General features: G+C 37.0%; 20 protein-coding genes and 1 tRNA gene. 6 read left to right on the top strand and 15 right to left on the bottom strand.

From position 1 onward, the window contains the following. Positions 1–560 precede the first annotated feature (560 nt). Positions 561–1,988, bottom strand: coding sequence for a HAMP domain-containing sensor histidine kinase (locus AC1DCY_RS06460; RefSeq protein ID WP_477348528.1), 1,428 nt, complete (start codon positions 1,986–1,988; stop codon positions 561–563). Continuing rightward, entirely contained in the window at positions 1,972–2,658 is a 687-nt protein-coding gene (locus tag AC1DCY_RS06455; RefSeq protein WP_477348526.1) for a response regulator, read from the bottom strand. Before AC1DCY_RS06455 ends, AC1DCY_RS06460 begins: the two co-directional genes overlap by 17 nt. A 269-nt stretch (positions 2,659–2,927) precedes the next feature. Here AC1DCY_RS06455 and AC1DCY_RS06450 point away from each other — a divergent pair, with 269 nt between their 5' ends. Further along, entirely contained in the window at positions 2,928–3,263 is a 336-nt protein-coding gene (locus tag AC1DCY_RS06450) for a heme oxygenase (protein WP_053482858.1), read from the top strand. Between the two features lie 117 nt (positions 3,264–3,380). Here AC1DCY_RS06450 and AC1DCY_RS06445 read toward each other — a convergent pair whose 3' ends face one another. Then, positions 3,381–4,400 carry a YeiH family protein gene (locus tag AC1DCY_RS06445; protein WP_477348663.1) on the bottom strand — a complete coding sequence of 340 codons (1,020 nt, stop codon included), beginning with the start codon at positions 4,398–4,400 and terminating at the stop codon, positions 3,381–3,383. Between the two features lie 112 nt (positions 4,401–4,512). Between AC1DCY_RS06445 and AC1DCY_RS06440 the strand changes: the two genes are divergently transcribed. Next, the gene (locus AC1DCY_RS06440) at positions 4,513–5,394 is read left to right on the top strand and encodes a LysR family transcriptional regulator (RefSeq protein ID WP_477348524.1); all 882 of its coding nucleotides are present in this window, start codon (positions 4,513–4,515) and stop codon (positions 5,392–5,394) included. Here the strand turns inward: AC1DCY_RS06440 and AC1DCY_RS06435 are convergent. Further along, on the bottom strand, positions 5,380–5,514 hold the full coding sequence (locus AC1DCY_RS06435; RefSeq protein WP_477348522.1) for a hypothetical protein: 135 nt from the start codon (positions 5,512–5,514) through the stop codon (positions 5,380–5,382). The two genes, AC1DCY_RS06440 and AC1DCY_RS06435, sit on opposite strands and share 15 nt — an antisense overlap. Positions 5,515–5,798: 284 nt before the next feature. Beyond that, the gene (locus AC1DCY_RS06430) at positions 5,799–6,719 is read right to left on the bottom strand and encodes a LysR family transcriptional regulator (RefSeq protein WP_477348520.1); all 921 of its coding nucleotides are present in this window, start codon (positions 6,717–6,719) and stop codon (positions 5,799–5,801) included. A gap of 227 nt (positions 6,720–6,946) precedes the next feature. On the opposite strand from AC1DCY_RS06430, the gene AC1DCY_RS06425 reads away from it, so the two are divergent. Next, a complete protein-coding gene (locus tag AC1DCY_RS06425) occupies positions 6,947–8,137 on the top strand; it encodes a coenzyme F420-0:L-glutamate ligase (protein WP_477348518.1) in 1,191 nt (396 codons plus the stop codon). Between the two features lie 84 nt (positions 8,138–8,221). Here the strand turns inward: AC1DCY_RS06425 and AC1DCY_RS06420 are convergent. The 3 genes from AC1DCY_RS06420 to AC1DCY_RS06410 all read right to left on the bottom strand — a co-directional run bounded on the left by AC1DCY_RS06420 (position 8,222) and on the right by AC1DCY_RS06410 (position 10,003). Next, positions 8,222–8,291 (bottom strand) — tRNA-Tyr (locus AC1DCY_RS06420). A 96-nt stretch (positions 8,292–8,387) separates the two neighbouring features. Beyond that, positions 8,388–9,023: an RNA ligase family protein gene (locus tag AC1DCY_RS06415; protein ID WP_415731941.1), complete on the bottom strand. Its 636-nt coding sequence runs from the start codon at positions 9,021–9,023 to the stop codon at positions 8,388–8,390. 23 nt (positions 9,024–9,046) lie between these two features. Further along, positions 9,047–10,003 carry an AAA family ATPase gene (locus AC1DCY_RS06410; RefSeq protein WP_477348515.1) on the bottom strand — a complete coding sequence of 319 codons (957 nt, stop codon included), beginning with the start codon at positions 10,001–10,003 and terminating at the stop codon, positions 9,047–9,049. Positions 10,004–10,588: 585 nt separating this feature from the next. Between AC1DCY_RS06410 and helD the strand changes: the two genes are divergently transcribed. Continuing rightward, the gene (gene helD, locus AC1DCY_RS06405; protein ID WP_477348513.1) at positions 10,589–12,895 is read left to right on the top strand and encodes an RNA polymerase recycling motor HelD; all 2,307 of its coding nucleotides are present in this window, start codon (positions 10,589–10,591) and stop codon (positions 12,893–12,895) included. A gap of 171 nt (positions 12,896–13,066) precedes the next feature. Here helD and AC1DCY_RS06400 read toward each other — a convergent pair whose 3' ends face one another. The 5 genes from AC1DCY_RS06400 to AC1DCY_RS06380 form a co-directional block, all read right to left on the bottom strand. Further along, the gene (locus AC1DCY_RS06400; protein WP_049662729.1) at positions 13,067–13,822 is read right to left on the bottom strand and encodes an amino acid ABC transporter ATP-binding protein; all 756 of its coding nucleotides are present in this window, start codon (positions 13,820–13,822) and stop codon (positions 13,067–13,069) included. Between the two features lie 13 nt (positions 13,823–13,835). After that, the gene (locus AC1DCY_RS06395) at positions 13,836–14,537 is read right to left on the bottom strand and encodes an amino acid ABC transporter permease (protein WP_477348510.1); all 702 of its coding nucleotides are present in this window, start codon (positions 14,535–14,537) and stop codon (positions 13,836–13,838) included. 12 nt (positions 14,538–14,549) lie between these two features. Next, the gene (locus AC1DCY_RS06390; protein WP_477348508.1) at positions 14,550–15,257 is read right to left on the bottom strand and encodes an amino acid ABC transporter permease; all 708 of its coding nucleotides are present in this window, start codon (positions 15,255–15,257) and stop codon (positions 14,550–14,552) included. A gap of 310 nt (positions 15,258–15,567) precedes the next feature. Then, positions 15,568–16,437 carry a transporter substrate-binding domain-containing protein gene (locus tag AC1DCY_RS06385; protein ID WP_477348506.1) on the bottom strand — a complete coding sequence of 290 codons (870 nt, stop codon included), beginning with the start codon at positions 16,435–16,437 and terminating at the stop codon, positions 15,568–15,570. 31 nt (positions 16,438–16,468) lie between these two features. Then, complete coding sequence (locus AC1DCY_RS06380) at positions 16,469–17,638, bottom strand: acyl-CoA dehydrogenase family protein (protein WP_477348504.1); 1,170 nt, start codon at positions 17,636–17,638, stop codon at positions 16,469–16,471. Positions 17,639–17,910: 272 nt separating this feature from the next. Between AC1DCY_RS06380 and AC1DCY_RS06375 the strand changes: the two genes are divergently transcribed. Then, positions 17,911–18,657: a hypothetical protein gene (locus AC1DCY_RS06375; protein ID WP_477348502.1), complete on the top strand. Its 747-nt coding sequence runs from the start codon at positions 17,911–17,913 to the stop codon at positions 18,655–18,657. Between the two features lie 108 nt (positions 18,658–18,765). Here AC1DCY_RS06375 and AC1DCY_RS06370 read toward each other — a convergent pair whose 3' ends face one another. After that, positions 18,766–19,140 (bottom strand): VOC family protein, encoded by a 375-nt coding sequence (locus AC1DCY_RS06370; RefSeq protein WP_400937570.1) that lies wholly within the window; start codon positions 19,138–19,140, stop codon positions 18,766–18,768. Positions 19,141–19,626: 486 nt separating this feature from the next. On the opposite strand from AC1DCY_RS06370, the gene AC1DCY_RS06365 reads away from it, so the two are divergent. Continuing rightward, positions 19,627–21,576, top strand: a complete 1,950-nt coding sequence (locus tag AC1DCY_RS06365; protein WP_477348499.1) for a methyl-accepting chemotaxis protein — start codon at positions 19,627–19,629, stop codon at positions 21,574–21,576. An 84-nt stretch (positions 21,577–21,660) separates the two neighbouring features. Here the strand turns inward: AC1DCY_RS06365 and AC1DCY_RS06360 are convergent, their stop codons facing one another. After that, a complete protein-coding gene (locus AC1DCY_RS06360) occupies positions 21,661–22,080 on the bottom strand; it encodes a VOC family protein (protein ID WP_477348497.1) in 420 nt (139 codons plus the stop codon). Positions 22,081–22,244 lie beyond the last annotated feature (164 nt).

Here is a 22,244-nt window from a genome sequence, read left to right as displayed (position 1 = left end):
CCCCTTAGCATGTATCTTCTGGCATGTCACTCTAATATATAGTGATAATACGAAACTTCAACAATGTTTTATCTGTGCGAAAGCGACGCGGCAACAACATAAACGGAGGAAGCGACTCGATGCTCGCTACAGAAAAGCAAGTATCCTGGAACGGAAATACCCTCTTATCAATTATGCCTCGGCATAATTGCGTCCGGAATCGGCTTTGTGCTTGCACAAAGAACTCCTTTCCGATTTCCGTGACATCCGCCAGAGGCTTTAGGCCAACAGATGTTTTTTGTGCGAAAGCGCAGTGCTAACGTAGCGGCAGCAACACGAAGTTGGTCACTCAGTCGTTGCCACTGGACGTGGCGTTCTTAGACTGAATTCTTCTATTTCAGCGGTTGTTTGGACACTCGCTGAAAATTAACTAAAACCCGCATTCATCTCACCACCTATAGAGGTGGAGACTTCTGTCCACGTCGCTACATAAAACACTTGCTAAAAGAATTAAAGCCCACTACATTTATAAAGATCTCATTGGTCATTTTGTTTACCACACTAAGAAAGCTACCACGCCTTTAGAGCGTAGTAGCCTTCTTTAGTGTTATTTCAAAGCATGTTCCTGATGAATTACTGTCAATTAGTCGTAAATCACCGCCTATAGATTGCGCCATCATTTTACTAAGTGATAATCCTAAACCTAATCCACGGACTGCATATTTTTTATTTTCTCCTCTATAAAATCGTTCAAAGATAAATGCCTGATCTTCCTGAGGAATACCATGTCCTGTGTCCTTTACAATAACGAAGACAGCATCTTCTTTTTCCACCAGCGTAATGATAACGATCCCTTCCTGCATTGCCTGCTTTGCATTTGTCAATAAATTAGTAACTATTTGCTGTATACGTACAACATCCGCCTGAACATCAGTGGATTCTGCAAGGAAATTCATTTGTATTTTAACATTTTCATCATCCTGCATTACTTCCCATTGTGCTACAGCATCACGTACTAATTGATTGACATTCATTGTTTCAAGCTTTACTGGAATTGCGTCTACCGCAAAATGATTGTAAGCTAGCAAATCACCGACCATCGTTTTCATTTTCGTCGTTTCTACTAATGCCATTTGAATAAATTCACTAGCATCCTGACCTGTAACGACTCCATCTTTCACCGCCTGTAATAATCCACTAATTGACGTAACCGGTGTTTTTAGCTCGTGGGTGACGCCTGCTAATAATTCTGTCCGAGTCTTTTCTAGTTGTTCTAGCTTATTCGCCATTTCCTTAAATGAAGTAACGAGCTCATAAATTTCTTCTTCCTTAATATTTAGAGGCAAATCAACTGTATAGTTTCCTTCTTGCACTTGCTTTGCGGCTTCGGCAACTTGTTTTATTGGGTGTGCTAAACGTTTTGATAAAAAATAAATAGCACCCCACCCCAATACAGCAAGTGCCCCAATAAGTAATGCTAGTAGCCCGTATGCTTGGTTAACCTTCGTTAAATTCTCTTTTTTCTCTAAGACAAGCACCCAGCCAACGTCCTTATTGTTACTTTCAAGTTTTCTTTTTACGACATATTGAACTAACTCTTGTCCCTCACTCGTTACAGTTATCTTCTTTGTTCCTTCTTCACCATCCAGTAAATTGGCAACATTTTTTTCACTCCCCGGAGGCATCGGTCGATTGCTACTTACTATATTGCCTGCCGTATCTACAACATATAAAACGGGATCAATTTCTCGCATAGTAAATCGATCACGATTACCAATAAACCCTGGAATACCGCTCATAGGTCCAATATTTTGGCCAGAAGTATCTGTTAGGCGAAATACAGTCTCATCTGCTATAAATTCCATCATCTCTATTCGATTTTGAAACGTCGTATGTCGAATCCATGCCGCAGAAATAAAAGAGATAATAGCTAGACCTACAAAGAGAGTTAATAAATAGCGGCTTGTCCAATAGTTGCGTAAAGATATTCGCTTATTTTTTTTGAACACTTAGCTGATACCCCAATCCACGTAGTGTCTTTATTTCTCCCTCTTCCTCATCCCATTCCTTAAGTACCTTTCTTAGTCGCTTCACCGCTAAATCTACCGCTCTATCACTACCTTCATACTCCCAGCCCCAAACTTGATCTATAAGTTGATCACGTGTAAATGTTTGATTTGGATGCTCGGCCAAAAATAAAAGTACAGATAAATCTCTAGGCGTTAAGATGATTTCTTCTCCCTTAAGTAGCACTCGATGGGCCTTCATATCAATCTCTAGACCACCAAAACGTTTTATTTCTGAAGATTCACGGCTTCCTTTTGAGCGTCTTAAAACTGCCTTTACTCTTGCCACTACCTCATCAGCTATAAATGGCTTGGCAATATAATCGTCTGCTCCTTGATCAAAACCCTCTAATCGATAATTTACATCGCCTAACGCCGTTAACATGATAACTGGACAAGAGCTAATTTCCCTAATTTCCTTTAAAATTAACCAACCGTTTTTTTCTGGTAACATAATATCGAGTAATACTAAATCAGGCTGAGCCTCTTGAAATATATCCAATGCCTGACTGCCATTAAAACATTGCATAACATCATAGCCTACTTTTTTCAAATATGCCTTCAAAACTTGGCTTATTGCATATTCGTCTTCTACTACTAATATTTTTGTCATGCCCTTTCACCTCGTCACCAGTTCATTCGTGTTTTCAGTATATCATCGGATTATGTCAGTTAAATGTCAGGACCTAGTGAGTCTGGTCATTCTTATAGTGTGTTTCTTTGCTTAGATTCTAGTTCCTACACATCAAATATCAAGTTATTTGCAATTTACATTGCTCTTCTATTGACAATGTCTTCCTAAGAGAATTATCATTGATTGCGAATGATAATCATTGATAATTCATTCGCATAGTTAACTAAAAAATGATTAGGGGGGAAAGCATGATTATTGTTACAAATCGTATTCAAGTAAAACCCGGCTTTGCTGCAAAAATGGCACCGAACTTTACAAAGCCAGGTCCTCTACAGCAGTTTGAAGGCTTCCATAAAGTGGAGGTATTAGTTTCAACTGATGATCCGACTTATGACGAAATGAGCGTCAATATGTACTGGGAGTCTAAGGAGCATTTCCAAGCTTGGCGTAACAGCGATGCATTCGCTGCAGCTCATCACCGTCCTGGACAAGGCTCTGAGGGAGGAAAACCTGAAAACAGTCCGATGATTGGTAGCAAAATAGTTATAGCTGAATTAGCTTCTTCAATTGAAGCATCACGCTAATTTTCGATTTGTATACCATAACTCCACTATTTATGATGTAGTGGGATAAAAACTAAAACATCTTCTGATTCTATCTAAAAAAACCCTGCATTTTTAAAAATGCAGGGTTTTTTTGAGTTATTGCATGAATATAACTAAAAAATAGCCAAGTATTGATAAGCAAACCGAACCGATAAATCCTGCAATAAACGCTTTTACACCTAATTGTTTAAAGGTTTTTATGTCTACATTTAAACCTAGTCCAGCCATCGCCATCCCAATTAAAATATAAGCGATATTTACAAATGTTTGCGCTACATTAGCTGGTACAATCCCTAACGAATTAATAGCACTCATCGCTAAAAACCCAAGAATAAACCATGGAATTATTGACAGTGAAAATCCTTCTTTTTCCTGCCCCTTTTCATTTCTCCGATATAAAATACCAATGACAATAGCTACCGGTACAAGCAATGCGACACGTGTTAGCTTCACAATAACCGCCATATCAATCGCTTCATTTCCACCAGCTGAAGCTGCTGCAATTACATGAGCAATTTCATGTAGAGTGCCTCCCGCAAAAATACCATATTCAGTAGGAGTTAAGTTAAATACTGAGTATAACACCGTATAGACTAATGTGAATACAGTCCCTAGTAATGCGACTATCGCTGCGCCCACTGCCGTTTCTTTTTCATTTGCTTTAATTTGAGGAGCAATAGCAACAACAGCAGCTGCTCCACAAATGGCTGTTCCACAAGCTGTTAAAATGCCTAGCTTCTTATCTACATGAAATACCTTCGTTAAGCCATATACAACCACTAAAGCAAATACCAGATTAATAAACGCAATAAGAAAGACACTTGCTCCAGCATTGTAAATATCCGCTAAATTTAAACGCATACCTAGAAAAATAATGCCGAGGCGTAATAATTTTTTACTTGAAAATGTTATACCCGTTTGCCAAGAATCCTGCACCTTAAAGGATGCTCTCCAAGCCATACCTAATATAATGGCAATGACAAGCTGCCCTAGTATTGAGAAGAACGGAAATGTCGAAATATACTTTGCTGCTACGGCAATAATGAGTGTCAACAATATCCCCTTCATAAACGCTGGGGTCAGGAAACTTTTTAACCTCTGCTGGCCATTATCCATGTTGTTCACTTCTTTCATCCTTGATGATTTTACTTTATTAGAAAGTTAATCATCAGTAAAATACATATATATAATCATAATTATTAATATTTCTAATGATAGGAGTGGTGATATGCAATTTGATGCTTTAAGAACGTTCATCACACTGGTGGAGGTCAATAATTTTACGAAAGCCTCCGAAATACTTCATATTTCACAGCCAAGTGTTAGTTTACACATTAAAAATTTAGAGCAAGAATTTCAAACGACCTTATTTATCCGTTCACCAAAATCTGTACAAATTACGCCAACTGGAGAAATTTTATATAAACGAGCTAAGCAAATGATGGCCATTGCCGAGGCAGCAAAGGAAGATATTTTAACCTATCACCATGAAATTCAAGGTACACTTGTAATTGGCGCTAGCTTTACCATTGGCGAATATATATTGCCTCCTATCATAGCAAGCTTGCAGCAGCAATTCCCTCAGCTAGAGCTTCAAGTTATTATTGGCAATACGAAAGAAATCATTCAATATACAAAATTATTACAAGTCGATATCGGTCTTATTGAAGGACAAGCCCATGACCATGAACTTCTTATTAAACCGTTTATGCAAGATGAGTTATTTATTGTCAGTGCGAGTAATCATTCTCTTGCAAAGGAGTCAACGATTACGGTTGCGGAATTGCAGCAGCAAAATTGGGTTGCACGTGAAGAAGGTTCTGGCACACGTTATTATTTAGATCATTTATTTAGAGCAAATGGGCTCCAAGTAGGTTCACTTCTTACTATTAGTAGCAATCAAGGTGTCAAAGAAAGCGTTATTCAAGGGCTTGGACTTTCATTACTGTCTGCTAGTGTCATTGAGCGTGAATTAAAAAATGACGATATAAAAATCTTACCTCTCGAGGAACAGCATTTTATACGAACATTTTCTTATTTGTACTCACCTACAATGAAAAATAAACGCAATGTCGACATTCTTTTAGAGGCACTATTAAAAAAGGCTTAAAAGTATGGCTCTTCGGCAAAACGAGGAGTTGATTTCCGTTCCGGCTGGGCGCTTTCCTGGGGGCGTCCGATGAGCCGCTTCGCTTCGCTCCAGGGTCTCATCTGTGACGCTGATCCCCAAGGAGTCGCCCAGCCTCCACTCCAATCAACCAATTTTGCTTAGTTGTACCTTCTAGCATGTTACTCTAATTTATAGTGATGAACTAAACTTCAGCAAGTTTGTTTTGTGCGAAAGCGAAGCGACAGCAACTAACATAACCAAAGGAAGGGGCTCGACTTCACCCAAACGAAATCTATTAGTCTGGAACGGAAAACACCCTCATTTAAACCTCAATATTCGCAAAGATTCCCTTGTCCATTTTGTTTTTCAGCACTTGAATGTTAGAGTTTTACTACTCGCTAAGCTCATTTTATAATTCTTGGATTTAGACGTTTACGCTCCTGCTTATGCTCAATAATTTCTACAAATTTCAACGCTGCTCGAGATAAAGGTACGCTTTTCAAATAACACATGCCAATGCTTCGTGTTGGAATACTTTCTGTTAATGTCAGCTCATATAAAAGTCCTCGCTGCAAATAATCCTTAGAAAATTCTTTCGTTACACAGGCAATCCCTAAGTTACTACGTGCAAATTCCAGTACTAAATCATGCGAGCCAAGCTCAAACTCAGGTTCAATGCGGATTCCTCTTGCAAATAAATAATCTTCTACGTACTTTCTTGAATTTGATTTTTTCTCTAAAAAAACAAGTGGAAACTTTAACAAATCCTCAAAGCTTATGCTTATTGACGCCAACGTTTTGTACTTCTCACCACATACAAAAATATCTTGAACCTCTGTGCAAGCGGTTAACTGTAATGTCGAATCTTCTATCGGAAAATTACAAAGTCCTATATCAACCTCACCAGATTTAATAAAGTTACAGATTTCCGAAGTCGTTCCATTTAACATTTGTAATTTTATATTTGGATACATTGTATGAAACGCCTCTAGATACGGCATTAAAAAGAACCGCGAAATAGTATCCCCTACACCAATTTTCAACTGACCTGTTGTTAAATTTTTAAATTCTAGCAACTTTTCCTCACCCGCATCTAAAAGGCCTAACGCTGAATTCGTATACTCGTATAGAAGACAACCTTCAGTTGTTAACGTCACCCCTTTAGGTGTGCGATTAAAAAGACGTGTGCCAAGCTCTTTTTCTAATTGCATCATAGCTTGGCTAACAGCTGGTTGAGTCATATATAAATCTTTAGCAGCACTTGAAAAGCTATTATTTTTAGCAACAATACTAAATACACGATATAAATCTAATTTCCCTATCATATAAGCACCTCTTATAGCTATTATACGAACTATTAATTTTACTTATATCACTAAAGGGGCGTATAGTAAAACCATATCGGTTTAATTTCACAATATTTAACTTTTTTCAGTTAGCGAAAACGAATCGACAAGGTGTGCTTTGTGAAGCCCACAGCCGATTCTAGACGCAATTATGCCGAGGCATAACTATTAATCATACATTTACTTATTAATAAGGAGAGATTATTTTGGAACGTGTAGTTGGTACAGTAGTAAGAGGTCTTCGTGGTCCAATTATTAACGAAGGCGATAATATTGAGCAAATCGTTGTTGATACAGTATTAAATGCAGCAAAGATTGAAGGCTATTCCATTGAAGATCGTGACATTGTCACAGTAACAGAATCTGTCGTAGCGCGTGCACAAGGTAACTATGCATCCATTGATGATATCGCAGCTGACGTAGCTGCTAAATTTGGTGATGATACTGTTGGTGTTATTTTTCCAATTCTAAGCCGTAATCGTTTTGCTAACTGCTTACGTGGTATTGCAAAAGGCGTAAAAAAGGTTGTTCTTATGCTTAGCTATCCATCTGATGAGGTTGGGAATCACCTAGTTGATATCGATGAGCTAGATGTCAAAGGGATTAATCCTTGGACAGATACTTTAACTGAGGTTGAATTCCGTGAGCATTTCGGCTATAAAAAACATACATTTACAGGTGTAGATTATATCGAATATTATAAAGAGCTGATCGAAGCTGAAGGTGCTTCTTGTGAAGTTATCTTTTCAAATAACCCAAAAACAATTTTAGACTTTACGAAGAGTGTATTAACTTGTGATATACATACACGCTTACGTACGAAACGTATTTTAACGGCAAATGGCGCTGAAAAAGTATACAGTCTTGATAATATTTTATCTGTATCTAATAACGGTTCTGGCTTCAATGCGGAGTATGGTCTACTTGGTTCAAATAAAGCTACTGAAGATAACGTGAAATTATTCCCACATACTTGCCAACCAATCGTTGATGGCATCCAAGCAAAAATCAAAGAAGCAACTGGGAAAACAGTTGAAGTAATGGTTTATGGTGATGGTGCATTTAAAGATCCTGTAGGCAAGATTTGGGAGTTAGCTGACCCAGTTGTTTCACCAGCTTACACTGCTGGATTAGATGGTACGCCAAACGAAGTAAAACTAAAATACTTAGCAGATAACGATTTTGCGGATCTTCGCGGCGAAGAATTAAAAACAGCAATTTCTGAGTATATCCAAAACAAAGACGAAGATTTAACTGGGCAAATGGCCGCTCAAGGTACAACACCTCGTCGTTTAACAGACCTAATTGGTTCACTATCTGACCTAACTTCTGGTTCAGGTGATAAAGGAACACCAATGATTTATATTCAAGGTTATTTCGATAACTATACAAAATAAAAAGCTACAAAAAAGAACTCCCATTTTTCAGGAGTTCTTTTTTTGTATAGTGGACATGCTTCAATATCGACGCATTTCATTTAGTGAGGATGACAGGAATCGAACCTGTAAAATCCCTATCCTATAAAGGGACGCACTACCACTGCACTTCCTCATATTCATTATATATTATTAGTTTCATATTTAAGAATTACATTGTTCTCAGTCCTTTGTTTTATAGTTAGGTATACTTTACCTTTTCAAATCATCCTTATTTCAATTGATTAGGAATCACTTCTTCATTTAACCAATGTTCGCTTGTTCGAACATGATTCTGTCTCACAAATTTCCCTAGGTTATATCGAAAATCATCATAATGGAAGGCATCCGCATTTCTAATAACATATCCTTCCTGCTCACCCCCAAGAAGTGATCTTCCTGTAAACGTCTTCTTTATTTTTTCTTCATCGAAAATACCTCGATATAATACAGGTACCGTTTCAATCCCCCATTCAGCTGCATAACGAACTGTTTCATCCCAGCTTAAACAAATATTTTTTTCGTTCCAAATACTAAATAAATAAAAGTAACTAGTTAACTCATTGTAGTAAATGGAGTGCTTTGCATAAATATTTTCGCCACATAATCTCCAACCTTCTGGAATCTGGAAGGCAAATGTAGCATGAAACGTTTTCACCCAATGCCTCGACGGATGATCTCCTGAATTTAAGCTCCTAGCATGCATATAGTTTTGATAAAGCGTTGTTCCTTCTCCGTCTAATTTTTCGGTTACAACTACCTCTTTTCCAATAAAATGATCAACATTTTTAGCAACCTTGTCATCATGTGTATATCCTCTACTCCACGGCAAATGAAAGCTTCTTGGATACTTCATCAAATTGGTCATAAACTCACTTCCTTTGTTTACATCTACTTCGCAAATTGATCTGCTTCACGAAAGAAATAAAGCTTTGTTAATAAGTCACCATCTAATAAATGATAAATCTTACTTGATCCCCTATCGCCCCCATATTGAATTAACATATGAAATTGCACTAAATTAACAACCTTTAAAACAAAGTCTTCTTCAAAGCCAAGCTCTAATAAAAAATGGCATACCATTTGAGCAGATACATTTTCATGTCCATAATATCCATATCTTTGTTGTAATTCTTTATATTTTTTACAAAACGGTTTGCCTACATCATGGAATAAAGCAGCCATTTGTAGCGCTAACTTGTCACTCTCCATATAGTATTCGTTCATATATTCATAAACAAAATACGTATGCTGGCAAAGTAAAAATTGATGATAAGGATTTTCTTGATTAAATTGATAAATCTCTTTAAATGGTTGGACCGCTCTCAACTTTTGAAAAAGCTCTTCATATGTGGGTTCGCTTTGGATTAGTGAAAGAAATTGCTCTTTTGAGATTTCATATGGACTCGCTTCATGTACAATATGCACCTCTTCAAACCCTTCTCCCAATATCGGAAACTCTAAATTCTTTCTCATTTTATCCATTATCACTAACGGAACTTTCCTCTTTCTTTGTTGATTTCTTGATATACACAAAGTATAAGGAGTATCAAAATAATAGCATACAACCTTCACATCACCAGACAATTTACTCAGTGCAAACATCCTACGTTCCCGTTCGATATTTGTCGCATCAACAATGACAGATTGACCTTTAGCCACAAATTCATTTAAACGCTCATACAAAACACGAAATACTATTCGTGATTTTTGCCTTGAAACGTCACCAAATAACTCTTGACGTATAGCATCACTTGAAAGAATAACTGCATTTTCGCTTTTCGCTAGCCCTTTAACAAACGTACTCTTGCCACTTCCGGGTAACCCAACTGTAAATATCACCTTCATTTTCCCACCCCCTTTCAAATGTCTATATCGTTTCTAGAAACATATTCTTTAGTTAGCGATAAACGCCCCCCCTTACTCATGAAGCTGTTTTCATCAAAAATCAATCATCAACTTAACTCTAACGTATAGGGATTAATTTTTGAGGGTAAAAATGATATAAATCCGACATATTTTTTTGAAATGTATACCACGAACATAAGTCAAGCAGAGGCTGAGCGACTTCTCGGGTCACAGATGGGGCCCTGGAGCGAGCAAGTACGAGAACGGCGACTAAGAACACCACACCTCACCAGACACCCAAGGAAAGCGTCCTGCCGGAACGGAGATCAACTTATATACATGATGTCATACCAAAATTTCGGAAACTATCCATAAAAAGCAACATTCTTCAAAAGGGGAAATCAGACTACAAAAAAGACTGCTCCAACTTTTTTTGGAACAGCCTTTTTATTAAAAAATTGATTTTCTCTTATATCTTTATTATATCATAAATTTGCCAATATTACTAGACTATACTTCTTTCTGAACTAGCTGTATGATAAATTTCCCGATTCTAAATCCATATTGAGAGGAATGTGAGTAACGTTGGAAAAGCAATATGAATGGACAGAAGAAAAACAGTATCTTGTTCTTTGTTTAAACACAGTTGGTCACAAAAAAGAGGAGTTACTACAAAAGGAAAAAGATGTTAGAGACAATGTTTTAACATTAAAGAAAACCTTTTGGGACGACGTTAGAGTAAATTTAGATACGCCAGAGGATCTAGACGAGACCTTTTATGCTATTAAACAGCAGGCAGAGCTCTTATCTGATTCCCAGCATGCTCAGAAACGTGTCATCAAAGATGTAAAAATTTATGATCGTTTACAGCATTCACCCTATTTTGCTCGCATTGATTTTTTACAGGATGATCATAATGAACCTTTAAAGATTTATATCGGTGTAGCAACCTTAATGGATGAAGAGGATGAAAACATATTAATTTATGATTGGCGAGCTCCTATAGCAAGTATGTATTATGATTACACGCCTGGCCCAGCTACTTATGAAACGGCGACTGAAGAAATTCAAGGTGAGATGCTCGTAAAACGACAATTTATCATTAAGAATGGTCAATTACAATCGATGTTTAATACAGGTTTAACTATTGGTGATGATTTATTACTCGATATTCTCGCTCAAAATGCAAATGAACATATCCGTAGCATCGTAGCAACGATTCAAGCTGAGCAAAATAAAATTATTCGACATGTCAACACGCCTTATCTAATCGTAGAGGGCGTCGCGGGTAGTGGAAAAACGGCAGTTGCTCTACAACGTGTTGCTTATTTGTTATATCATTATCGAGACCAAATTAGCGCGGATCAAATTTTATTAATTACACCTAATCAGCTTTTTAATCAATATGTTAATACCGTTTTACCGGATTTAGGTGAAGATAATATGCAGCAATTAACCTTCTCCGAATATGCAACAAAACGTTTAGGTCGACAGTTCCAATTGGAATATCCTTATGAGCAATTAGAGTCACTTTTAACAGAGCAAGATGACTCTCTCTACCAAACAAAGCTTTCGATTATTTCTTTTAAAGCTAGCCTTCACTATAGAGAATTGATGGACAAATATATAGAGTACCTTGCACATGAAGGTATGCTGTTTAAAAATATTGTTTTTCGCGGAGAAAGAGTTATTACAGCTCAAGAAATCGCTGAGTACTTTTATTCGTTCAACGCCACAATGCCTATCCCAAATCGACTGCAGTTAGTGAAAGAATGGTTATTACAACAATTATCGAAAATAGAAAAGGCAGAACGGGCGAAAGAATGGGTAGAAGAAGCTAGTGAACTTTTAGACATTGAAGAGTATACAAAAACCTATAGCGAGCTTTTACATGAAGGTCGGTTTTCAGAAAACTCTTTTGATGATTTCGAGCAAGAACGCAAGAAATTAGCCATCCAAATTGTCAAAAAACAGTTCAAGCCACTTCGTCAATCTGTGAAACAATTAAAGTTCGTTCATATATTAGGCATTTATCGTCAATTGTTTGAAATAAACACATCTATTCATCAGCAATTGCAGAACCTTTTACCTGACGATTGGGAAGAAATCTGTCAACATACACTCCCAAATCTAGCAAAGCGCATTATTTCGTATGAAGATGCCGCTCCATTTTTATACTTACAGGACAAAATAGAAGGTCAACGAACAAATACGATGATTCGTCATGTTTTAATTGATGAAGCCCAAGACTATTCTCCATTTCAGCTATTTGTATTACAACAATTATTCCCACGTGCACGTATGACTATATTGGGCGATGGACATCAAACCATCCATCCTCATACCTTTAAAAACCCTTCACTGCTAACGCCACAATTGTATGGTGAACAAGCAGAAAAAATGATATTAACGAAAAGTTATCGCTCAACAAAACAAATTATTCACCTTACTTCGAAGATTTTACATGAGGGCGCCAAAGTAGAAGCCTTTAATAGAACTGGTCCCGAACCAACTATCACAATTGTGCCGAGTGAAATAGATTTAATTGAACAGCTTGTTGAAAAGATTAACAGCTTGTCCCAAAATTTCGAAACGATTGCAGTCATCTGTAAAACAGAGCAAGAGTGTACGATGGTTTTTGAAAAAATGAAAGACCAAGTAGATATTCAACTCATTACCCATAATACAAAGCAATTTAAAAAAGGCATTTTACTGTTACCAGCTTATATGGCAAAAGGCATTGAATTCGATGCTGTCTTGATATACAATGCCTCCGCAGCTAATTATTCTAGAGAAACAGAACGTAATTATTTCTACACAGCTTGTACACGAGCTATGCACGAATTGCATATCTATTCCATTAACGAGTTAACACATTTTTTAGATCTTTAATTTTTACAAAAAGAGAATCTGCATGCCTCAATTGCAGGCTTACAGATTCTCTTCTTTTGTTCTATCAATTATGCCTCGGCATAATTGCGTCCGGATTCGGCTTTGTGTTTGCACAAAGAACTCCTTGCTGAATCCGTGACATCCGCCGGAGGCTTTAACTTCTGCAAGAAGTTAAATGTAGTACGTATAATCCTCTGGAAGAACACGTTTTAAGAATTTCTTCGTGCGCTCCTCTTTCGGATTAACAAATATATCATGAGGACTTCCTTCTTCTACAACGACACCACCGTCCATAAAAATCACTCGGTTTGCTACGTCTTTCGCAAAGCCCATTTCATGTGTGACCACAAGCATCGTTGTTCCTTCTGCTGCAATGTTCTTCATAACCTGAAGGACCTCTCCTACTAGTTCAGGATCAAGCGCAGAAGTCGGTTCATCAAATAAAATAATATCAGGATTTAATGCTACTGCTCGTGCTATACCAACTCGCTGTTGCTGACCTCCTGACAATTGACTTGGATAGGCATCATATTTTTCTGATAAGCCTACTTTATCAAGCGCCTTTTTGCCAATTTCAATCGCTTCTGCCTTCGGAATTTTACGTCCTATAATAAGCCCTTCTGTAACATTTTCTAGCGCTGTTTTATTCGTGAAAAGATTATAGTTTTGAAATACAAAGGCTACACGTTGACGAATCGAATGTACGTCCTTCTTCTTCACATTTTGAAAATCTACTTGGATATCACCGAATGTCGCATGTCCTTGGTCAGCCTTCTCTAAAAAGTTAATGCAACGTAATAATGTTGTTTTTCCTGAGCCACTTGGGCCTAAAATAACAACAACATCACCTTTATCAATGGCTAAATCGACACCCTTTAAAATTTCATTGTCACCAAATGATTTATGAATATTTTTAATTTCTAACATACTCGTTCACCCCTTAGGCTTTTGCCACTTTGAATTTACTTAAATGTTTTTCATATCGTTTAAAAATGTATTCAATCGTACTACATAAAATTAAGTACACAATGAAAATATCAATATATGCTTCTACGTAATTGTAGCCAACATTTGCAGCCACCTTAGCCTTTAATGTAATTTCAGGTAAGGACATTGCATAGCCTAAAGACGTCGCTTTAATGAGATTGACTGTAGCTGTACAAATATTTGGCATGGCTACTACTAAAGCCTGTGGAATAATAATACGGCGATAGGCTTGAAATGTCGTTAAGCCTACTGCATGAGCAGCCTCTAGCTGACCTTTTTCAATCGTACTTAAAGCAGAACGAAATACCTCAATTAATATGGCCGTTGTACTAAATGCGAAGACGATAAATGCATACCAAATCGGATTGATTTTATAAATATCGTAAGCAATATTATATTTTTCAAAAATCATTTTAAGTAGTAATGGGATACTACTATAAATAATAAAGATTTGAATAATTATAGGTGTACCTCGGACAAAGGAGACATAAATTTTTGCTATATGATGGATCAAAGGGATTTTATTGATTCGTGTTAGGGCTAGTAGAAAGCCAAGTGGTAGAGCAACAAGCATAGCAACGATTGTCACAAGGAGTGCGATAGGTACACCTGATAATGCAACAAAAAATGTTTCAACTAAAAATTGATAATTCATGGTTACGCCTCCTTACGTTGTTTCTAATGTCTTTTTCCCCTTACCAAAGAACCTTTCTAGCATAGCGAAGAATTTTTCTATAATAATCGACAGTACCCAATAAACAATCGCTAAAGCAATATATATTTCTAATGCATGTGCATTAATATTACTTGCAATAATTAAATTTGCCTTTCCGACAATATCAATTAAGCCGATTGTATAAGCGAGCGCTCCTTCTTGTAATAAGGCAATCATTCCATTCCCGAAGTTCGGTAAAGCGATAACGAGTGCCTGTGGGAAAATAATACGTCGATAGGCCTGAAATGGCGTTAATCCCACACTAACAGCCGCTTCAAATTGTCCTTTATCAATCGCTAAATAAGCAGAACGAATAACTTCTGACATAATCGCCGCAAACTGTAAAGTGAACGTTACGACTACGAAAATGGCTGTTTCGATTGAATGGAGATTTATGCCGAAGTTTTCCGCTAACGCTGGAACACCATAATATACGAGGAATAATAAGACGATAGATGGTGTACAACGCATAATCGTTGTATATAAATTCGCCAATTTTCGCAGCAATTTTATTGAACTTAACTTAGCAGCAGCTAGTAGTAAGCCAAATATTGTGCCTAGCACAATGGAAGATCCTGCCACCAAGAAGGTAACTTTTAAAAACGGCAATAATAAAGGAATTGAGTTCCAAATGTATGATGCATCAAAATACTTCTCCATTTCCTCACCAACTTTTATATAATTCTCTTTCTAATCAATTATGCCTCGGCATAATTGCGGCCAGAATCGGCTTTGTGTTTGCACAAAGAACTCCTTTCCGATTCTGTGACATCCGCCGGAGGCTTTAGGCCAACAAATGTTTTTTGTACCGAAAGCGTAGCGACAGGTACAGATGTTTGGACACCTCGACTTCAGCTGAAAGAAGTTAATAAAGACTGCTGAGTATACTGACTCAACAGCCTTTTATTTGGTAGTAGCTGCTAACACTTTCTCTTCTAAAGAGGAGTCTCCTTTGATCAGCTACCGCCTATTAGCGCTTTACAGAATCTAACACTTCAAATAAATCTCGACCGTAAAACTTAGTGCTTAATTCATTTGTTTTCTTTTGCTCTTTAATTTTCGCTATAGCTTTATCGTAAGCATCTGCAAATTCTTGTTCCTTTTTATTAAACAGCGGCCATGTTTTAATAACGGCAAATTCGTTGTAAACTACGTCATCCTTTAAATTATGATATGGGCCATCTTCTGCTAAAACTTGTTGTTTAAATGGACCTTCAATCATGACACCGCCATCGACACGTTTTTCATTTACCCATTGCACAACATCAACAGTGAACGCATCTCCAGCCTGTAATTTCACATTATTATCTGGATTTGCTTTATTATATTCATCAATAATTGTGTATTGAGCATTATTCGCAGCAATTGGTGCTAATGAATAACCTTTTTTTGCAAAGTCGGCTAAAGTTTTTATACCTTCATCTTCTTTACGTAATACTAAACCCGCACTACTTAAGCCTAAAAATTCTTTAGGGAAAATAAACTTCTCTGTACGTTCTTGCGTAAAGAAGGCATTTTTTACTCCTACTTGATATTTCCCCTGCTCAACGCCAATTAGTAAATCATCACTAGTCGTGCCTACAAATTCAAACTTATATTCAGGTAACATCTCATCCACCAGCTTCATGACTTCCACATCGTAGCCTGTTGGATTTCCGTTATCATCTAGATAACTAATTGGCTTAGACGCCTGGTCAAATGCAACCTTCACTGTACGTACTTTCGCGCCATCCTCTGAATTTTTATCTGAAGCTTCACCTGAATTACAGCCCGCTAAAATAGCAAGTGAAGCCAACCCGATTGCTGCCAATTGAAAAATCTTTTTCTTATGTTTAAACATATATCATGTCCCCTTTTTCTCCATGGTTTTGTCATTGATTTTCATTCGATTTTTGCTGTTCTATTGCAGCATTTGCCAATTTAATAATTGTCATATCATCCATCGGTGGATTATGAAGTCCTGCACGAACATTTCGATAATAGCGCTGTAATGGATTTGTTAATTGTAAGCTTTTCGCACCTACTACACGCATTGCCTTATCGACGATTTCAATCGCCAAATTTGTTACGGTATGCTTAGCAACTGCCATTTCATTTGCTAAAAGCTCACGTCTAGATGGGTCATCATAAGCCTCGGCAACTCCATATAGTACAAAACGTGCTTGTTGTAACTTCAATTCAATATCGCCTAGAAGCTGCTGCACATTTGGTAATGTACTAATCGGAGCATTCAAGCTATTAGGTTGATGATGATTTGCAAAATACAGTGCATAATCACGAGCTGCTTGCGCAATACCTAAGTATGTTGCTGGGATATGTAGAATCCAACCATTTATCTTTCCACCACTTGGGTGACTCGGTAACTCTACTAAATGATTTGCAGGGACAATTACATCCTTTAAAACTAGGTCGTGGCTACTTGTGCCTCGCATTGCAGACATTTCCCAGTTTTCTTCAATTGAAAGCCCTTGAGCATCTTTATGAATAAGGAAAAAACCAATTTGATTTTTTTCCTCAATCCACGCTGATGTTAAGAAATAATCTAGCACCGGAGAGGCTGTCGTAAAGATTTTACGTCCGTTTAAGAGCCACCCTTCCTCTCTTGAAACAGCATATGTTCCTGGTCGCCCTCCACGTGTTGGACTCCCAGTTGCCGCTTCACTCACGGCCCTATTTATAATGGCACCGTTCTTTATTTCCTGAGCAAATGACCTTAGTAAATCGTCTGACCAAAGCTTTTTCTCATATATTTCGCCTACAACGCCTAATGTCCATCCTAGTGAGAGTGAAGCATTCTCGTCATAGCTTGCTAACGTTTCTTGAACGAGTACCATATCATAGACTGATAAACCTTCACCGCCATATTCTTTCGGTAAAGTTAGTTTTGGATAACCAATTTGCAGAAGTAGTTTATGTGCTTCGAATGGAAAACGAGATTGTTCATCTACTTCTTTAGCCTCAGCCTTGATTGGCTCAGAAATAGATGCTAGCTGATCTAGCCAATACTGCTGTTGCTTTGTTTTAACAAATAATTTCTTCAAGAAAATCTCCTTCTTCCTAAAATATATAAAACATATATATTTACTAAGAATTAAAGTTGTAAAAAAATCTCTAACTACATTTTAGTAGCGAGAGGATGAGTGGTACTGAATTTTCTGATTCGTTGACATTTATAATACTTTTCGCATTTAAAAATGTCAATGGGTTAATTACAAGTTTTTTTATAAGCTTTATATCCATTACTAATACGTCTTCTTTTTTTCACCAAGCCATATTTACAACATATGCTAACACTAAAGAAAGAGGTGCATGTATGACTAATAATATAAATCCATCCTTAAATAATATGCCCATTTCACCTATGACCCCTCAGGTTATTCAAACGAAATTTGGAGATATTAACGGAGATGGCTTACTTGAAACTGTTCTTTTGATGGGAACTAAAACTCCAGATAGCCCTTTGTGGAAAAAACTAACGCTTGCTATTTTTTATGGACAGACGCACCAATTCGAAAAAATAATGCTAAAACAAAGCGTCGGCTATAACCCAACCATTTTTTTAGGTGACTTCACAGGCAATCATCTAGAAGATATTCTAGCTATTTCTGACACAGGAGGTAGTGGAGGCATTATCAACGGTGAAATATTTGCCTCAATAAACGGCAAAATACGCTCAATTTTTGATGCAGTTTCTTTTAATAATAAGTTAAAGTACAGCGTTAATCATCAAAATCAATACAAAGTAGCCGTTCGTAGCATGAATCCAAAAAAACAATATATCATTGATTTACAATACAAAGGTCCGGATTATTTAGCAGAAATTTATAATCAAGACGGTACACTAAAGCAGCCTATTGAAGGATGGGTAGATCCAATCAGCGGATTGTATCCCGTTGACTATGAACGTGATGGAATATATGAGATTTTAGCTTATCAAGCTATAGCAGGCCGATTTCATGCCGATGGATTAGGTTATATAGAAAATATTTTGAAATGGGATGGCAATGAATTTATAGTTGACCGTCAAACTGTAGGGATTTTTGGAGAAGATTTAAAGTAAGTTGCATGCACTTATATAGGGGAAAAAGCAAGAATCTGTCCGATTTTCATGCAGAACAATCGAAATTGGACAGATTCGAACTTGCTTTTCCTACTAATAGGACAAGGTTTATTTTTCTACTAATGCAAAATAATTATTTTCGTGATCAGCAAAATTAAAAACCCTACCCATTGGCATCATTACTAAATCTCCTACTTTAACGCCCTTTGCTTGAAAATCCTGATATAAATTTTCTATATGATCGGCATAAAACATAATAGAAGGTGTCCCTAAATTTAATTCAGGCTGCATTTTCGCAATGATTTCTTTATTGTGTAAGACAAAGGTAGTTTGGGCTTCTTTAGTTGGAGAAATTTCAATCCAACGTACTCCTCCCTCTTCCTGGTCAGCAACTACAACAAATCCAACTTTTTCTGTCCAAAACTTCACGGCAGTTTCCTGATCATTTACATATAACATCACTTGTCCAATTTGTCGAATCATGAAACAATTCCCTCCTCTTTTGAGCATTAGTATATATCAAAAAGTAGCTTTATATGTCATATCTAACGGTTATCGTTTTAACTTCTTTCAGCGGATGTCACAGAATCGAAAAGGAGTTCATAAAGGATGTTAGTCTAAGCACAAAGCCGATTCCGGACGAATTATGCCGAGGCATAATTGATTATAAGTTGATGATATCTACAATTAAAGAACAGTTATTACAAAATACTTAACTTTTATTTTATTTCTGATAAAATGAGCCTAGTTGTCTATTATTTACCTCAAACGGTAAAGTATAGACTTATCACCATAACATAGGAGCATATTATCAAAAGTTTTCTGTGCGAAAGCGAAGCGACAGCAACAAATGTTTTCTGTGCGAAAGCGAAGCGACAAGAGATTGGTCACTAAGGCATCATCATATACTCGATTTTCGGTGATAAAACAAAGTTTTAAAATACTAATATTATAGTGAGGATCATTCAAGTGAAACAACTAAGTTTAAGAAAAAAGCTCATTTTTTCATTTTTAGCAATGCTTATCATCCCAACACTGTTAATTGGAATTCTGTCTTACCAAAGTGCGGGAAAGCAAATTTCAGAAGAACAACAAGCAAGCGCAGCCGAAAGTGTGCGTATGCTTAATACGAATATTACTAACACGATTGAGCCAAGAGTGAAGGACGTTCAATATTTTTCAAAAAAGCTCAATCAATCTTATTTACAAGAAGGTAAAATTCCAGAACTTAAATCTCTTTTCCACGAATACATCAATATGCATCCAGAGGTGGAGCTAATTTATATTGGAACCTCTGATGGCAGACTACTAGATGAGCCTGCTCAAAAATACCCTAGTGGGTTTGATCCGCGTACGAGACCTTGGTATAAGCAAGCTTTAGATAACAAAAACCAAGTATCTATTACAGCTCCATATATTACACAAACTACAGGTGATATCGTTCTTACGATTACTCAAGCTTTACCAGATGGCTCAGGGGTAATAGGGTTAGATTTAAATATATCTAAACTTAGTACCATCACGAATGATATACGCATTGGAGAAACGGGCTTTGCTTCACTTTTAGATAGCAATAAAACTTATATTGCACAACCAGATAAAGAAAGTGGCTCTGAAGCAACAGAAAGCTATATTACTAAAATCTATGAACAAGATAGTGGTACCATTATAGAAAAAGATCGCCAGCTACAATTTGTTACAAATAAGCTAACAGGCTGGAAAGTTGTTGGTACAATGTTTACAGCCGAAGCCGCAAAAGCCGCTGCTTCGACCTTTAATATCAACTTAATAATCATTGCTGTTTCTATTATTATTGGCATTATTTTTATGCTATTCATGATAAAATCGATCGTTAATCCGATCAATCGACTTAAACAAAGCGCTATAAAAATTAGCGAGGGTGATTTAACAGAGTTTATTGACATTCATTCTAAAGACGAGATTGGACAGCTCGGGGAAGCCTTTATCGCAATGAAGGTTAATTTAATAAACCTTATTCGTAACGTTGATCAAAGCTCCCAACACGTACAGACTTCTGCGCATGGATTATCTGCAAATGCCGAACAAAATATAGCTGCTTCAGAGCAAGTTACAGAAGCTATGCAACAGGTTGCTATCAGTACAGAAAAACAAACAACAGGTATTGACCAAAATGCTGTTTCTATTGAAGAAATCGCAAAAGGCGTAGTCGAGGTAGCCGATAGCTCTATGCAGGTTTCAGATTTATCTAGCCATGCTATAAAATTGGCCGATGAAGGTGGGCAAGCAGTAGAACAAACTGTGAATCAAATGATTTCTATCCATGAATCTGTGACACAATCAGATACAATGATTAAATCTCTCTATGATCGAACAAAAGAAATTGGATCTATTTTAGAAATTATTAGTGCTATTTCAGACCAAACAAATCTACTTGCCCTTAATGCTGCTATTGAGGCGGCGCGAGCTGGAGAGCATGGGAAAGGATTTGCAGTAGTCGCCGATGAAGTACGGAAGTTAGCAGAGCAATCCCATCAATCAGCAGAGCAAATTTCTACACTAATTACCGGCATTCAGCAAGATACCGCTAAATCTGTTCAAACAATGATTAAGGCTTCAGCGGATGTCCAAGATGGTTTACAGCTAACAGAAAATACAAGTACAAAATTTGCAAACATTATTAAGAGCCTACACGATATTGCTCCGAAAATGGAGGATATATCTGCATCTGCTCAAGAGATGTCAGCAGTAGTCGAAGAAGTTTCTGCAACAGCTATCGAGCTAACAGATCATGCAAAATTAAATGCTGCAGCGTCAGAGGAAGTTGCCGCTTCAACTGAACAAACGTTGTCCTCGATGCAGGAAATGGCTGCAGCCTCAAAAGCACTTCTCGATATGGCTGATGAATTACAAAGCTATGTAAATCGTTTTAAATACTAAAAATAAAAGCACGATGTTAATGGAGATTTTCCAAACATCGTGCTTTTCGATATTAACAATGTTATGCCGAGGCATAATTGATCTTTATTTATTTTCCTCATAACTAAATTGCCATTCAATACCGAATTTATCAGTAAGGGAGCCATAACATTTACTCCAAAACGTTTCTTGCAGCTCCATTTTAATCTTGCCACCATCTTTAAGACCGTCAAAAGCTTTTCGCATCTGAGCCTCATCGTCAGAAACAACGGCTAACGTTATATTATTTCCAGTCGTGAATGGATTGCCTGGAAATGTATCTGAGAACATTACCGTGCTACCAAAAATCGAAAGTCGTGTATGCATCACAAGATCTTTTGCTTCCTCTGGTAATGGATAGCTTGGATTTTGTGGTGAATCTCCAAATGTCATAATTTCAGGTTTGTTCGCATTAAAAACTTTCTCATAAAAAGATACAGCCTCTCGACAATTTCCATTAAAAATTAAGTAGACCTCTACTGCCATTTCCAACACTCCCTTTGTCATTTTCCGAAACAATTCTATTTTACATGGATAGCAAATAATAATACAAATTTTAGCTAAAACACTCAATAATAGTTTACCTTCCTACAAAGATTGCGGATTTTTACTAAATACTTTCCTTTTGAAATAATTCGCTTACCCTATTT

The organism is Lysinibacillus sp. 10T31 (assembly GCF_056394365.1).
The sequence above is the reverse complement of the archived record's forward strand: the minus strand, read 5'-3'. Positions and strand labels throughout refer to the sequence as shown.

Bases quoted from the DNA above. Each gene is read 5' to 3' on its own strand.
- AC1DCY_RS06415 (WP_415731941.1), bottom strand. From the start codon at position 9,023: ATGACCAATTTGATGAAGTATCCAAGAAGCTTTCATTTGCCGTGGAGT.
- AC1DCY_RS06360 (WP_477348497.1), bottom strand. From the start codon at position 22,080: ATGGCAGTAGAGGTCTACTTAATTTTTAATGGAAATTGTCGAGAGGCT.
- AC1DCY_RS06455 (WP_477348526.1), bottom strand. From the start codon at position 2,658: ATGACAAAAATATTAGTAGTAGAAGACGAATATGCAATAAGCCAAGTT.
- AC1DCY_RS06410 (WP_477348515.1), bottom strand. From the start codon at position 10,003: ATGAAGGTGATATTTACAGTTGGGTTACCCGGAAGTGGCAAGAGTACG.
- AC1DCY_RS06440 (WP_477348524.1), top strand. From the start codon at position 4,513: ATGCAATTTGATGCTTTAAGAACGTTCATCACACTGGTGGAGGTCAAT.
- AC1DCY_RS06375 (WP_477348502.1), top strand. From the start codon at position 17,911: ATGACTAATAATATAAATCCATCCTTAAATAATATGCCCATTTCACCT.
- AC1DCY_RS06385 (WP_477348506.1), bottom strand. From the start codon at position 16,437: ATGTTTAAACATAAGAAAAAGATTTTTCAATTGGCAGCAATCGGGTTG.
- AC1DCY_RS06430 (WP_477348520.1), bottom strand. From the start codon at position 6,719: ATGATAGGGAAATTAGATTTATATCGTGTATTTAGTATTGTTGCTAAA.
- AC1DCY_RS06395 (WP_477348510.1), bottom strand. From the start codon at position 14,537: ATGAATTATCAATTTTTAGTTGAAACATTTTTTGTTGCATTATCAGGT.
- AC1DCY_RS06445 (WP_477348663.1), bottom strand. From the start codon at position 4,400: ATGGATAATGGCCAGCAGAGGTTAAAAAGTTTCCTGACCCCAGCGTTT.
- AC1DCY_RS06390 (WP_477348508.1), bottom strand. From the start codon at position 15,257: ATGGAGAAGTATTTTGATGCATCATACATTTGGAACTCAATTCCTTTA.
- AC1DCY_RS06400 (WP_049662729.1), bottom strand. From the start codon at position 13,822: ATGTTAGAAATTAAAAATATTCATAAATCATTTGGTGACAATGAAATT.
- AC1DCY_RS06450 (WP_053482858.1), top strand. From the start codon at position 2,928: ATGATTATTGTTACAAATCGTATTCAAGTAAAACCCGGCTTTGCTGCA.
- AC1DCY_RS06370 (WP_400937570.1), bottom strand. From the start codon at position 19,140: ATGATTCGACAAATTGGACAAGTGATGTTATATGTAAATGATCAGGAA.